At 64.9% G+C, this 13038-nt stretch carries 19 protein-coding genes and 1 pseudogene; 11 read left to right on the top strand and 9 right to left on the bottom strand.

Going from position 1 to position 13038, the window contains the following annotated elements; all coding sequences use genetic code 11:
• Window positions 1–722: 722 nt before the first annotated feature.
• Entirely contained in the window at window positions 723–941 is a 219-nt protein-coding gene (locus AC2YB9_RS00565) for a hypothetical protein (protein WP_487266819.1), read from the top strand.
• Between the two features lie 109 nt (window positions 942–1050).
• Entirely contained in the window at window positions 1051–1257 is a 207-nt protein-coding gene (locus AC2YB9_RS00560; RefSeq protein ID WP_487266818.1) for a hypothetical protein, read from the top strand.
• Between the two features lie 163 nt (window positions 1258–1420).
• On the opposite strand, the gene AC2YB9_RS00555 is transcribed toward AC2YB9_RS00560, so the two are convergent.
• Window positions 1421–1849 (bottom strand): transposase, encoded by a 429-nt coding sequence (locus tag AC2YB9_RS00555; RefSeq protein ID WP_487266817.1) that lies wholly within the window; start codon window positions 1847–1849, stop codon window positions 1421–1423.
• 144 nt (window positions 1850–1993) lie between these two features.
• Between AC2YB9_RS00555 and AC2YB9_RS00550 the strand changes: the two genes are divergently transcribed.
• From AC2YB9_RS00550 to AC2YB9_RS00535, 4 genes are read left to right on the top strand one after another with little or no spacing between them, the layout of a single operon-like run.
• Entirely contained in the window at window positions 1994–3070 is a 1077-nt protein-coding gene (locus AC2YB9_RS00550) for a FecCD family ABC transporter permease (protein ID WP_487266816.1), read from the top strand.
• On the top strand, window positions 3067–3879 hold the full coding sequence (locus tag AC2YB9_RS00545; protein ID WP_487268652.1) for an ABC transporter ATP-binding protein: 813 nt from the start codon (window positions 3067–3069) through the stop codon (window positions 3877–3879). The genes AC2YB9_RS00550 and AC2YB9_RS00545 overlap by 4 nt, the downstream gene beginning before the upstream one ends.
• Window positions 3876–4877, top strand: a complete 1002-nt coding sequence (locus AC2YB9_RS00540; protein WP_487266815.1) for an ABC transporter substrate-binding protein — start codon at window positions 3876–3878, stop codon at window positions 4875–4877. Before AC2YB9_RS00545 ends, AC2YB9_RS00540 begins: the two co-directional genes overlap by 4 nt.
• Window positions 4874–6109 (top strand): MFS transporter, encoded by a 1236-nt coding sequence (locus AC2YB9_RS00535; protein ID WP_487266814.1) that lies wholly within the window; start codon window positions 4874–4876, stop codon window positions 6107–6109. The genes AC2YB9_RS00540 and AC2YB9_RS00535 overlap by 4 nt, the downstream gene beginning before the upstream one ends.
• Before the next feature lie 221 nt (window positions 6110–6330).
• On the opposite strand, the gene AC2YB9_RS00530 is transcribed toward AC2YB9_RS00535, so the two are convergent.
• The 4 genes from AC2YB9_RS00530 to rpmB form a co-directional block, all read right to left on the bottom strand.
• Window positions 6331–6759 (bottom strand): Fur family transcriptional regulator, encoded by a 429-nt coding sequence (locus AC2YB9_RS00530; protein WP_487266813.1) that lies wholly within the window; start codon window positions 6757–6759, stop codon window positions 6331–6333.
• 255 nt (window positions 6760–7014) lie between these two features.
• Window positions 7015–7320, bottom strand: coding sequence for a 30S ribosomal protein S14 (gene rpsN / locus AC2YB9_RS00525; RefSeq protein ID WP_487266812.1), 306 nt, complete (start codon window positions 7318–7320; stop codon window positions 7015–7017).
• 1 nt (window position 7321) lies between these two features.
• On the bottom strand, window positions 7322–7492 hold the full coding sequence (gene rpmG, locus AC2YB9_RS00520) for a 50S ribosomal protein L33 (protein WP_487266811.1): 171 nt from the start codon (window positions 7490–7492) through the stop codon (window positions 7322–7324).
• Window positions 7492–7728: a 50S ribosomal protein L28 gene (rpmB, locus tag AC2YB9_RS00515; RefSeq protein WP_487266810.1), complete on the bottom strand. Its 237-nt coding sequence runs from the start codon at window positions 7726–7728 to the stop codon at window positions 7492–7494. The genes rpmG and rpmB overlap by 1 nt, the downstream gene beginning before the upstream one ends.
• Before the next feature lie 63 nt (window positions 7729–7791).
• Between rpmB and AC2YB9_RS00510 the strand changes: the two genes are divergently transcribed.
• From AC2YB9_RS00510 to ykgO, 4 genes are read left to right on the top strand one after another with little or no spacing between them, the layout of a single operon-like run.
• Window positions 7792–8037 (top strand): type B 50S ribosomal protein L31, encoded by a 246-nt coding sequence (locus AC2YB9_RS00510; protein ID WP_487266809.1) that lies wholly within the window; start codon window positions 7792–7794, stop codon window positions 8035–8037.
• The gene (locus AC2YB9_RS00505; RefSeq protein ID WP_487266808.1) at window positions 8034–9110 is read left to right on the top strand and encodes a CobW family GTP-binding protein; all 1077 of its coding nucleotides are present in this window, start codon (window positions 8034–8036) and stop codon (window positions 9108–9110) included. Before AC2YB9_RS00510 ends, AC2YB9_RS00505 begins: the two co-directional genes overlap by 4 nt.
• Window positions 9111–9135: 25 nt before the next feature.
• Window positions 9136–9321 carry a 50S ribosomal protein L32 gene (gene rpmF, locus AC2YB9_RS00500; protein WP_487266807.1) on the top strand — a complete coding sequence of 62 codons (186 nt, stop codon included), beginning with the start codon at window positions 9136–9138 and terminating at the stop codon, window positions 9319–9321.
• Window positions 9318–9440 (top strand): type B 50S ribosomal protein L36, encoded by a 123-nt coding sequence (gene ykgO, locus AC2YB9_RS00495; RefSeq protein WP_487266806.1) that lies wholly within the window; start codon window positions 9318–9320, stop codon window positions 9438–9440. Before rpmF ends, ykgO begins: the two co-directional genes overlap by 4 nt.
• Window positions 9441–10261: 821 nt before the next feature.
• On the opposite strand, the gene AC2YB9_RS00490 is transcribed toward ykgO, so the two are convergent.
• The 4 genes and pseudogenes from AC2YB9_RS00490 to AC2YB9_RS00475 all read right to left on the bottom strand — a co-directional run bounded on the left by AC2YB9_RS00490 (window position 10262) and on the right by AC2YB9_RS00475 (window position 12251).
• Window positions 10262–10432 (bottom strand): hypothetical protein, encoded by a 171-nt coding sequence (locus AC2YB9_RS00490; protein ID WP_487266805.1) that lies wholly within the window; start codon window positions 10430–10432, stop codon window positions 10262–10264.
• 116 nt (window positions 10433–10548) lie between these two features.
• Window positions 10549–11196, bottom strand: coding sequence for a MerR family transcriptional regulator (locus AC2YB9_RS00485; protein ID WP_487266804.1), 648 nt, complete (start codon window positions 11194–11196; stop codon window positions 10549–10551).
• Window positions 11197–11595: 399 nt separating this feature from the next.
• A pseudogene (locus AC2YB9_RS00480) lies at window positions 11596–11706 on the bottom strand (helix-turn-helix domain-containing protein); the annotation flags it as partial.
• Window positions 11707–12077: 371 nt separating this feature from the next.
• Window positions 12078–12251: a hypothetical protein gene (locus AC2YB9_RS00475; protein WP_487266803.1), complete on the bottom strand. Its 174-nt coding sequence runs from the start codon at window positions 12249–12251 to the stop codon at window positions 12078–12080.
• A gap of 167 nt (window positions 12252–12418) precedes the next feature.
• On the opposite strand from AC2YB9_RS00475, the gene AC2YB9_RS00470 reads away from it, so the two are divergent.
• Window positions 12419–12949 carry a hypothetical protein gene (locus tag AC2YB9_RS00470; protein WP_487266802.1) on the top strand — a complete coding sequence of 177 codons (531 nt, stop codon included), beginning with the start codon at window positions 12419–12421 and terminating at the stop codon, window positions 12947–12949.
• Window positions 12950–13038 lie beyond the last annotated feature (89 nt).

Here is a 13038-nt window from a genome sequence, read left to right as displayed (position 1 = left end):
TGGGTGAACTGGCTTCGGTCGAGTTGATGACCGCACGCTACGCATGTCGACATGACCAACAAAACTGCAATCAGGAACGTTCTGCTCGATCGGAGGGCACTACGTTGCCGGGCGGTGGCGCGCGATGGGTAGGTTTCAGACAGGCGCAATTTCTCTCCACCCTGGACGCTGAAGATGGTCGTCAATCTTTACGGTCGCCCTGTTGATTGAGAGATCATCGTCCACAATTTGCACCCCTCGATCGTAAGTACTGCCGCGTTCAGGAGAGTCGACCCTCGGTGGAGCGGGGCTCTCCATAGTGATCCGCTCTGCGCTTGCGGCAACCATTTGTACAGCAGGTGCCAGACACTATAGAGCGTCCATTCGGAGCAGCAGAACGAAACACGGCGCGCTGCCATCATGCCGCGACGCGTGCGATAGAGGATCCCCGCACGCCGATCCCCCAGCGGAGCAGATGAAACGGCAATTACGAAACCTCGGTGTCTCGAAACCTCGGTGTCTCGTAACCCATGGGATACGAGGCAGCTTGAAGCCGACGTGCTGCCATCGATCCGTGCTGCCGAGCCCCCGCCAGAAGCACTGCCGCGATGAGACGACTCGCATCACTAGGGTTGCGAGACTGTCTTGCCCGACTGCCCCAGAGGATCCAAAACAAGACGTCGGCCTAGCGAGCGCTGCATTCTAGTAGCCCACAATGACGCAAGCACCTCAAACTGCAGAGTTTGTCGACCCGGCGGCCGAGCAATCGTGTCAGCGATGCGTGGGCGGTGGTCGGCATTGGAGATCCGTCGTTTCAGGCAGCGCATCGCTTTCATGCCAGCGTTGCCTGCGGCGAGCTGCATCGGTATTACGACCGACCGGGCCTGTTGAGCCGGATTTGGGTCGTCAAGGCGATCTGGATCGTACAGTTCAACCGACGGCTCCGGCAGATCAGCAATTGACAGAAATTAGGCGCAACTCATGAAGACCGATTGGGCACGATTGACGCCGTCACCACAGGAAGGCTCATACTGCCCTCCGTCATCAGCCACAAGATCCGAACGGAGCCTCATGAACTACTGGCGCATGTCGGACGAGCTACGACGGGTCACCACCGGGGTCATGGCCGTTTTTGTGCTCGGTGGAGCGATTGCGGGGTGTGGCGGCAAGCCCATCGAGGCCGGCAGCTCGACCGTGCTGGTCGGCGAGCGTTCGGCCGGCGGCGATGGCGCACTCGGTGGCGGGCGTGACTGTGCCAGCGAAGTGCGCAGAGCATGACATCTTCGTGGCGACTCGCGGCGACTGACGTCCCATCAAGGCCTGCGCGCGCTAAATCTGGCCGGTCGATTGCGGGGGAGGGCTAAGAGGCCGCAGCCGCCGGCCCCACTGACCAGCGACACAGTGCGGGGCACGTAAGGCGATGCGACGCTCCTATGGTTCGTCAAGCACTGGTCGGACCGTTTTCGAGTAGGCGATAGAGGTCGCAGGCGATGTAGCGCGAGAGGCATCGTTTGATCTTGCGGCCGGTCTTGCCCTCGGTGGTGAGGCGGGCCACGTAGTCCTGGGCCGGCCCGTCGTAGCGGATCCGGGATTGGACGATGATGTGCAGGGCTCGGTTGAGTTGGCGGTCGCCGTAGCGGTTGAGCCGGTAGCGGTTGGTCACCTGGCCGCTGCTAGCAGGGATCGGCGCGACGCCAGCGAGCATCGCGAACGCGGCCTCGGAGTGGATCCGGCCGGGATGGGACCAGGCACACAGCACCGCGGCGGCCACGATCGCACCGACACCGAACTCCTCGAGCAGGTCGGGCCGCCAAGACCTGACGATGAGTTTACGGCGACTTGAACCACTAGCCGACCTGATGGGCCGCACGCAACCGAGATCTGACCGGGCTGACGGGTGTGCCTTTTCTCTACGCGTTCAACGCGGTTGGAAAGGCGCGGAAACCATCCATCGATGGGCGGCGCCGACCCACATCGAAGTTCCATACTCGAGAATGGTTATCATTCTCGAGTGATGACAGATCCCCTCGCCTCGCCCGCTTCGGCTGCGCGCGTCCATCGCGCCGGAGTGCGCCGCAGAAGACTTGCAGTGAGCGCGATGCTGATCGCACTGATGGTCGTCTCCGTCGTCAGCATCGGCATCGGTCCGGTCGGCGTCAGCCCGGGCACGACGCTGCGGATCCTCTGGGCGCATGTCGCGCCCGGTTCCACGACTGCCACATGGCCGCAGGTCGAGGATCAGATCGTGTGGGCGTTCCGGGTACCACGCGTACTTCTTGCAGCGCTCGTTGGAGCTGCGCTCGCAGTCGTAGGAGCGATCCTGCAGGCCATCATCCGCAATCCTCTCGCCGACCCGTATGTCCTCGGGGCTTCATCGGGTGCCGCTCTTGGGGCAGTCGGCGCTCTGGCGCTCGGTGCCTCCGTGCCGAGTCTGTTGGTTACCGGCTCGGCGTTCAGCGGAGCGGCGGCGGCAGGTGTTGCGGTCTACCTGCTGACGGTGCGCGGACAACGTCTCGAGCCGCTGCGCTTGGTCCTCGCCGGGGTCGCACTGTCTTACCTGTTCAGCGCCGTGACGGGTTGGATCACCGTGACCGCCGATCATGGCAAGCTGCCGAGCCTGCTGTTCTTCCTGCTCGGCAGTATCAGCTCTGCGTCATGGAGTCTGCTGGTAATCCCCGCGGCGGCGCTCGTGCTCGGCGTCGCCTACGCCGTGTGGAGGGCCGACCACCTCGACGCGGCCATGACAGGCGAGGAGACCGCGACCTCACTCGGAGTCGACATGACCCGATTGCGACTCGAGACCCTCGTGGTCACGTCGCTGCTGACCGGAGCCGTCGTGGCGGTCGCAGGGGGCATCGGATTCGTCGGGATGGTCGTGCCGCACGTGTGCCGCCTCATGATCGGTGCTGGGCATCGCGCGCTCATCCCGTTGTCTGCGGTCACAGGCGCCGTGCTGCTCGTGGTCGTCGACACAATCGCTCGCACCGCTGCGTCGCCCCGCGAGATTCCGCTCGGTGTGGTGACGGCCTTGGTCGGTGCACCCTTCTTCCTGTGGCTGATGCACCGCCGACCGATGGGACACGAACGATGATCGACGACCTCATCGTCGAGGAAGTATCAGTTGTCATCAACGGCACACCCATCTTGACCGACGTCAGCCTCACGGCTCGACGCGGTGAGGTGCTCGGCCTGCTCGGTCCCAACGGCAGCGGCAAATCGACACTGCTGCGCACAATCTGCGGCATCCTCCCCGCCGCCCGAGGGCACATCACTCTCGACGACCTCGACGTCGCGTCCGCCAGTCGGGCCACCATTGCGCGACGCTGCGCCGTGCTGTCGCAGGACCATGCGACGGACATTGAGTTGTTGGTACTGGACGTCGTGCTGCTGGGACGGATCCCTCACCGGCGTACGTCCGGGGGTATATCCGACCTCGACCTCGCCACACAGAGCCTGCGCCGGGCGGATGCTGAGCACTTGTCCGGTCGATCGTTCCCGACGCTGTCTGGGGGCGAGCGCCAGCGCGTCCTGCTGGCCAGAGCACTGTGCCAGCAGCCTCAGGTACTGCTCCTCGACGAGCCCACTAACCACCTTGACGTCTCGCACCAGCTCGGACTCCTCGAGCTCGTCTCCTCCCTGGGCATCACGTGCGTCGTTGCCTTGCACGACCTGACCCTTGCAGGCGCGTACTGCGACCGCGTCGCTCTGCTGCGCGGCGGGCGTCTCGAGGCCATCGGGACCCCCGGCGAGGTACTGACGACTGAGCGGATCGAAGACGTCTACGACGTCGACTGTGATCTGCTCGCCCACCCCCGGACGGGGCGGCCCGTGGTCGCCCTTACCCACAGACGCGGGCACACTGCCCGCGTCACGACCCCTCGAAGCACAGGAGAACTATGAAGACCCCCGCCCCCACCCGATGGCGTGCTCTCGGCGCCACCGTGCTCCTCGCCACCCTCACCGCCTGCGGCACTGTCACTGCTGACGAAAACACGGAGTCGACCGCGTCAGGCGACGCAGGACCGGTGACCGTCACGAACTGCGGTCGTGAGGTCACGATCTCCGCCCGACCTGAGCGCGTCGTGAGCATGCACCCCAGCATCACCGAGCTGCTCATCCAGCTTGGTCTCGGCGACAAGGTCGTGGCCCAGGCACAGGACGCCTTGGGTGAGCCCTCGCCAGCCATGGCCGCGCAGGTCGAGGCGATTCCGTCGCTGAGCTCGGATACCCCGCCGACTCGCGAAGTGCTGCTGACAAAGACGCCCGACCTCGTGCTGAGCGGCACTGAGTACGAGTTCTCGAGCGAGATGGGATTTGCGAGCTACGCCAACCTCGAGGATGCCGGAGCGCAGTCCTACGTTGCCACGGCGGGGTGCAAGGACCGCAGAGCGGCTGGCACCGTCGAGGACACGTTCAGTGATCTAGCGTTCCTCGGAAGGGTCTTCGGTGTCCAGGACCGCGCAGCTGTCGTCGAGAAGGAGGCGCGAACCGAGCTCGCCGAGGTTGCAGACATCATCGGTGATGATGCACCTGTGCGGGCCGCGCAGGTCTACGTCGAGGGTGGCAAGCTGTACGCGATCGGCGGCGCCGTCGAGATCGACGTGTTGCGGCTCGGTGGTGGCGAGAACCTCTTCGCAGGCGACGGGCGCTTCGCCGACTTCTTCACCGCCGAAGTCAACCCCGAGGTCGTGCTCGGCAAGGCGCCGGACGCGATTGTCTTCTCGGTCAACGACGAGAAGCACGAGGCGGAGACCCGCGCCTATCTGGCCACGAACCTGGCCGGCACTCCTGCGGTGAAGACGGGCCGGCTCGTCGCAGTCGACAACACGTACGTCCAGCCCGGCACGCTGTCGGCGATCGAAGGCGCGCGCATCGTCGCCGAAGGCCTGCACGGGTGAGCTCTGGCGGCCTGGGGCCTGACTTTCGTTGGTTCTGGGCCGCTCGGATGGTGGCCGTCATAGGCTCGGGACTCACGGCCGTCGCACTCCCGGTCATCGTCTACGACCTGACAAGGTCTGCCTCCCTCACGTCGGCGGTCACGGCGCTACAGGTTGCCCCCTACCTCGTGTTCGGCCTGCTGGCCGGGGCAACGGCCGACCGGGTGCCTCGACGTCGAGTGATGCTTGGCGCCCAGGCGCTGGCGGCGGTGGCGTTGCTCAGCGTGCCGGCCGCGCACCAGCTCGGATTCCTCCATGTCTTCCACATCCTTGTCGTGACAGTTGTCGTGTCGTCCGCCTTTGTGTGGTTCGATGCTGCGGCGTTCGGCGCCCTACCGGCAATCGTTGGTCGGGCGGACATCTCACGCGCGAACAGCGCGCTATGGACCGCATCAACCCTGGTCGGCATCGGAGGTCCAGCCCTTGGTGGCCTGCTGGTTGCAGCCTTTAGTGCGCAAGACGTGCTCGCGATCGACGCCGTGTGCTATTTCCTCGCAGGTGGCTGCCTCCTGGCCGTCGTCAGACCTATGGGCCCGTTCGCCGCCGGCACTCCTGCTATGCGGCCCAGCGTGGGGTCCGACATCGCCGAGGGGGTTGCGTTCTTGTGGCAGCATGACGTCATCCGTCCGCTCACCCTCTTAGGGGTTGCTAATTCTGTTGCTGCCGGTGGCGTTACCGGGCTCCTCCTGGTGCTCGCGGTCGAGCAACTAGGCGTGTCATCCGACGGTGGCGCCCTTGGAGGTCTCCTCGCCGTCGTCGCGGCCGGTGGGTTCGTCGCGGCCGGCACGCTTCCCCACCTGACCCGCCGCGTCCCGCTCGGCTGGATCACCTTGGGAGGTCTCGGCGCTGGCATCCCTGCGGTGCTGCTGCTGGCCGCTTCAACGTCGCTCGTTGCGTCTGGGGCATGCCTGCTGGTCTGGAGCGCCGGCAACACCATCGTAGTCCTCAACGGAATCAATCTTCGCCAACAGTTGACGCCCGACACTCTGCAGGCCAGGGTCAACACCACCGGCCGCATGGTCGCCTGGGGCGGCACACCAATCGGTGCGGTCGGGTGCGGCGCCCTTGCCCAGTCCGCCGGGGTCAGCATCGGGGTCGCCGCCTCCGCGATGGTGCTGCTTGCGGGCCTGGCCTACGGAGCGGCCGCCGGCATGTCTCGACGTGACTTCGGAGACGCCGTCATGCCCGGCTGACGCCTTCGTGGACTGATGAGCTCTCCGCGTGGTCAATTCGCGATCCGGCTCCGTCGTTGGTTTGCTGGGCCGGCAGTCGCGACCCCGCGCCCAGGATGCTAGCCGTTTCGGAGATGCAGACGAGGTCTGCGACTGTCAACGCGACAATGGTTGTCGGGCGTCGAGCCCGCTGCGTCACGGACATTCGCATTCACACAGGCAGCTGCGTTCAACGACGCCGTTCAGTCCTGACGGTCGGCGAGGGAGCAGGCCTGGCACAGGCCGAAGATCTCAACCTCGTGGCTGACCTGGGTGTACCCGTGGTCGGTTGCGGTCTGAGCGACCCACTGCTCGACCGCATCCCCAGCAAGCTCCTCGGCCCGGCCGCATCGCCGGCAGACCAAGTGATGATGGTGCAGTCGGCCACACTGTCGGTACAGCATCTCGCCGTCTTGGTTGCGGATGAAGTCGACCTCGCCGGCGTCGGCCATCACCTGCAGGTTGCGGTAGACGGTGGCCAGTCCGACCGACTCGCCTTGGGCCTTCATCCGATCGTGCACAGCTTGGGTGCTGGAAAAACGGTCCAACCCGTCAATGGCGCGAGCCACGGCACGACGCTGGCGGGTGGACCGCGGTGCGCTGGTGGCACTAGGCGCGGTGTCAGACTCCATGGGTCAAGTGTATGTGACTTGCCAGCGTCGACCTAGGCGTCGCCAGTACCAGCGGTGTCCCGGTCCGGCTGCTGGCAATGACGCTTACCTTGGTCTCGATGGTTGGCGGCACCTTCCTCGCCCTCGGCGCGACGACCCCGCCCAGCTCCTAGGTCACGACCGCTTCGTTCCTGATCTACCTGACCTGCCGGGTAGAGCAGTGGCGGCGCGACCAGGCGCTCACTCGGCAGCCCGGGCGCTCCGCCAATGCCCTCCTCACCAGCTCGACTTCGTGACTCCCGGCAGGTGCCCGTCGTGGGCAGCCTGACGGAACCTGATTCGCGACAGCCCAGCTTGGCGAAGGTAGCCGCGCGGCCTCCCGTCGACCTGGTCACGGTTGCGCACTCGGACAGCTGCGGAGTCCCGCGGCAGCTTCGCCAGCGCCCGGCCGGCAGCCAGGCGCTCCTCGAGAGTGAGGGACTCGTGCTTGGACGCCCTGCGCAATTTGTCGCGCCGCTCGGCATGCCGTTCGACAATCACCTTGCGCCGCTCGTTCGCGACGATCTTGCTCTTCCTCGCCATATCAGCGCTCCTCGCGGAACTCGACGTGCCGGCGGACCACTCGGTCGTATTTGCGCATCGAGAGACGATCAGGATCGTTGCGACGGTTCTTGCGCGTGACGTAGGTAGACCCAGTTCCCGCCGTGGACCGCAGCTTCACTACTGGCCTGATGTTACTGGACTTACCGGCCATCAGACCTTCCCTCCGCGCCGTGCGATGCCGGCCACGACAGCGTCAATGCCGCGAACGTCGATGGTCTTGATCCCGCGGGCACTTACCCGCAGCGTCACTTTTCGTCCAAAGCTCGGTACCCAGTAGCTCCTCCGCTGAATGTTGGCGTCGAAACGCCGGTTCGTCCTTCGGTGGGAGTGCGAAACGTGATGGCCGAACCCCACTTCCGCCCCAGTAACCTGACACACGCGTGACATCGTCCGCTCCTTATGTATAATGATTATCGTTCTTATTAAGACTACCCCATGAGGAGCTACTTCGTGAAGAAGGGCATTCACCCCACCTACGCGCCCGTCGTATTTCGCGACCGATCGGGAGGACTGCTGGTCGTCACCAAGTCCACCGCAACGAGCGTCGACACCGTCGAAGTGGACGGCGTGATCTACCCGGTCATCGACGTCGACGTGTCGACTGCGAGCCACCCGTTCTGGACCGGCAAGGGGCGAGTCCTCGACGCGGAGGGCCGTGTCCAGAGGTTCGAGCGTCGCTACGGGTCGACCGCATGAGCACGCCGCTGCTGCTGCTGACCGGCATCGAGAAGGACTCCATGGCTGACGCCATGATGAGCATGCAGTGGGACGTCCGTCACGCCGTGGCCGTCCGGCACGCGATCGACGTGCAGGCGCAAGTGCTCACCCGCGTCGTCAGTGACATCACCGGCGTTGTCGAACGCGAGGAGATCAACCTCGATCACGCGTGCGTCAGTTGCGCGCTCCGTGAGGACGTCATGCCGACCCTCGAGCGATTGGCCGACGACGGGCGGTGGGCCTCGATCATCGTCCATCTACCTGTCGCAGCCGACGCCACCCAGGTCTGCCGCATCCTGTCCTACGACAACCACTTGGGCTCCAAGATGCACGTCGCCGCAGTGCTCGCCGTCGTCGATGGACCGAACGCCAGGCAGGACTTGCTGGGCGATGAGTTGCTGTGCAACCGGGGTCTGGAGACGTCCGAGGGTGATCGTCGCGGGATCGCAGAGACTAACGCGGCGATGATCGAATACGCCGACGCCGTGGTCGTGGTGGGCGACATCAGCAGCACCGACTGTGACCTGTTGACCATGCTGACCCGCCCAGATGCGCCCGTGCACACCGACCACCTGACCGTTGATGCCGGCGCGCTCGCGGCCGGTCGACGAGACCAGGAGGCGGGCGAGGACTGGGTCGACCCGCAGAACTCACGTCGCATCGAGCGCAGCAGGATCGGCAACGTGTGGACCGTGGAACTCAGGTCAGACCGCCCGTTCCACCCGGACCGCCTTCGCGAGAACATCGAAGGCATCGGCGGAGGCCAGCGCCGCTCCCGGGGATGCTTCTGGCTACCCACCCGACCCGATTCGATGTGCGAGTGGGACGGCGCGGGCGGCCAGCTCAGTGTCGGCATCTGCCAGCACGGCCTGACCAACCGGCCCCACACCCGGATCCTCGTGACCGGCATCGGCACTGGTCGTCGCCAGATCGCTGCACTGTTCAAGCACTGCCTCCTCACCGATGAGGAGCTCGCTGAGCGGGGCCCGTACTGGGAAGCCAGCACCGATGGATTCGAGGACTGGCTCGGCCCGGTCAGACACGCCGCCTGACTCCACACGAAGAGAGAGGCCAACCATGGCTGTACCGAAACGCAAGATGTCCCGGAGCAATACCAGGCACAGACGCTCCTCCTGGAAAGTCACACCTACCCAGCTCGTGCCCATCACCGTTGCCGGCGTCGAGTACCGCGTCCCCCGCCGCCTCGTGCGCGCCGTACACGCGGGACTCGTCGACCCCACCACAGGAAGGCCCACCCCATGAAGGTCCGCAATTCACTTCGCTCGCTCAAGGACAAGCCAGGCGCACAGGTAGTCCGCCGCCGGGGACGCACCTTCGTGATCAACAAACAGAACCCCCGGTACAAGGGCCGACAGGGTTGATCGTCCACCGGACACCGTTGACCGGATGGTCACCCGCAGTACCCCAGCGCGCCGACGAGGCCGCCTAGCGTCAGAGACGTCCGTCCAACAGCCCTGGGGAGAACTGCAATGACCGTTGAAGCCGACCACCGCCGCAACCTGCCCACGGCAGGTCTGACCTGCGGTAGCCGCAGCGCCGTGACCTGCCACCTTCGATGCGGCGACGCCTGCGCGCAGGTCGTTCCGAACACGACGGACACCAGCCACTTCCGCGATGTGGCCTCCGGCGCGTCCGCGAGTTCGGCGTCCCCGTCGGATGGGAGAACTCGCCCGTCATCCGTTGGGGGGACCCCATCCTGAAGGGTGCGCCGGCCCTCGATCCGGATGCACAGTCGGCCCGTGCCCAGGCGGGGGCAGTTCGGCTACAACAATGACTACCTCGACATCATCGAGCCCAACCGCAGCGGCACCCGCGGGCTGCTGGTCAGCAACCACGAGTAAACCAACGAGGCAATCATGTTCCCGCCCGACATGGACGCCGAGGACCGCATCCGAACGGTCTGGGCCGCAACAGCCGTGTCAGCGTCGGCAAGTTCTCTTACAGGCCCGCGGGCAAACACATCTACCAGATCTGGCAGATCGGCAACGTCCGCTCAGCGAGCTGACCGGACGCAACTGGCGTGACACGGCATTCCACCCACGATGACGCGGGTCCTCTGACGAGCACGGTCTTTTTTGGCAGGTGCAGTGTCTCGGAGCCCGAGGGCTGCTGTGCGCCGAGGCGCTTCTTGAGATCGTGCGAGAGGGAGGGGGTCCTCGCGAGCGTACGTTCATCTGTGGCCTCACTTGTGCCGGGCTGCCTTGAACAGGCGGATGACGTCGTTCCGCTGCGCGGGTTCGAGACGCACGAAGCTTCGCAGGCCGTAGCCGCAAGTCGCGATCGCAATGATCAGGACGAGTGTTGGCCGGTTGGGCCACAACGCGCAAGCGGTTTGGAAAGCGACAGTCAGCATGGATGCCTCCGGGCATGACAAAGGCCCGCTTGTTGGAGCGGGCCTGGGTGGTCGGTTGAGGGCAGGGCTGTGGCTAGGGAGGGCTCATGGTTGACCTCCCTGGGGTGAGGGTTGACCTACGTCCGGCGTCGGTGGCGGCTGGTCCCGGCGAGGGCAAAGACGTCGCCGACGCGTACTGCCACGCGCCCGGCAGACGATGTCTGGGCGCCAAGGCATCCCCGGTGGACCCAGGAACGGATGGTGGATGGCGCGACACCGACCGCGGCTGCCGCCAGTTGGCAGGAGACGTATCGGACGTGATGTCTGGGCAGGATGTTCGCGCGCATTCCCAGTGGCGCGTTTGTCCGCCGGCTGATGGTACGGCCCGCACTTATGGCGTCGGCTGAGGAGAAGATGTGGGTGCGTTCTTGTGTGCGAACCGGCATGAGGTAACCGCGCTTCACCCACTGGCGGACAGCTGCGGTGCTGATGCTGAAGTAGAACGCCACGTCACGGGTGGACCATTCGCGTGCGTATTCAAAGTCGCGGTACGTGTCGTAATAGTCGTCGTCGAAGTCAGGACTGAACGAGAGCGGTTTCGGGCCAGGACGCCGCTTCATCGTCCCCCAGCGCGGGAGGGACGGCCTGTCCGACGCAGGGTGTTGCGCCCGAAGGTCAGCTTCGACGTTGGGGGCAAGCGTCGACAAATGCGACCCCAGACCAGAGGAGCGCATCAAGAGCAGTGAGGGGATCTGCCGCTCTCTGGCGGGTTGGTATAGGCGCACGAACAGAGGTTATCTCCGTAACAGTGCAACGTGTGGGTGTGCAGATGCAGAGGCCACTACCGTCAGGGCAGTAAAAACCCGAGCCGTTGATCGGCCTCGGGCTGTTCAGGACATAGTCGTCCATCAAGGAAACTTTAAACGTTGAAAATGCGGCAGTCAATCACCGCCTGCCGGCGGGTCAGTCACGCGACCGCGGCACGTCGTTCCGCCGCCAAAGGGCCACATGGGGACGTTGGTCGAAACAATCGGCGCATGTGTCTCGTAACTAATCTGCCTCGTAACCGGCGGATTCAGGTGATGTCTGCAACACCGGTTTGATTTGTTGGGTTTGACATTAGCGTGGCGAGGACTTCTGCGGGGGTGCGGTAGCCGTGGCGTTTCCGGGGTCGGCGGTGTCGCGACCTCCCGGCTGATCGTCGACGGCGCCCGACCCAGCGCAGCAGCGATGCGACGCACCCTCTGACCCTGCGCGAGCTGGAAGCCGATCTCCTCTCGCTCATGCAACGACAAAAGCCCCGCGCGGGGCACACTGAAATCCTGAACCGGTGGTGACAACACCTTCCGATGGTCGCTCAACCACCGGTACGCGGTCGGACGCGACACCGCCGCCGCCTGCGCCGCGACGGCCACCGATAACCCCGCGTCCAACCCTTCCCAGAACGCTAGACGAACACTCAATGGCGACCATGGTCGACCCATCGACAACACCCCACAGAACTCAAGGTGTTGCGCTCACCACCTGAACTCGCCACCCATAGGTTGCGAGACACCGAACTGCTGCGATCGTCGCTTCACGTACCCGTTAGAAGATCGGCGGGCTCAATCAGTCAGACGTGGTCGGGTGCGGTTTGCGTCCGGCGGTTTTGGCCAGGACGCAGAAGTCAGGAGTCGCCTCGCTCGTCAGCCACGACCTGCTGTCGTAGCAGCACCAGCGAACTCAGCGCCGAGCTGTACAGCTCAACGCTGCCCTTGCTGTAGGTATCGACTGCACTCTTCAGCTCGCCGAATGTCTTCACGATCAGTTCGTCGACCTCGCCACTGTCGATGTTCTCCATGGTCCGCCATCCCGCCCGTATTGATCGTTCGTTTGCCGACAGGGCAGACGATAGCCCACAGCGTTGCGGAGCAGCCACGGCGACACAGTACGACTGACTACCAGCGCGCTGGAGAGGCCAACCTGGCCCGGATAAGTGGGATGTGCGCGCGGTATATGGTCGCTTACATGACGGTGGACCCTCAACGTTTGGCGGACATGGTGGCCAAGGTTCAACGGATGCCGTACGCATGGCCTGGCCCGCCGACCGCATTGAGTGCCAGGACGACTGGGCGCGGAACGTGCGCAGCAAAGCACGCTCTGCTGCGCGAGGACATCGAGGTCGTCGGTCTAGGGTGCGAACGGCTTATGGTCGTGGGACTGTTGGTTCCGAGTTTGTGGCCCGATCTGCGCGAAGCCGGTGGCGACCTGTTGGAGGTCCACGAGTGCCTGACTGTCGCGACGCCATGGGCCGGGCCCCTCCTCGTCGACGTCACCTGGCATCCCGCAGCCGTGCGAGCAGGTCTGCCGGGCACCTTGGACTGGGATGGCGCGAGCGGCATGACCTGTGCCGTCCGGCCGATCGGTTCCTACGCCGTCACGGACAACTTCCGCGACCAGAAGGAGAAGTTGCGCTCGAGGCTCTACTCATCGGCCGAGCGCAACAAGCGTGATCAGATCCTTGCGGAGATTGCCGCGCGCGCCGCAGAACTGCAGTGAACACGACCCCCGCAGCGGAAAACGTCAAGACTGGATCCCCCGACCTGTCCACAGTCTCGTATTCCTAGGGTTGCGAGACACCGATGCAG

Source organism: Aeromicrobium changchenzhani (genome assembly GCF_057586615.1).
The sequence above is the reverse complement of the archived record's forward strand: the minus strand, read 5'-3'. Positions and strand labels throughout refer to the sequence as shown.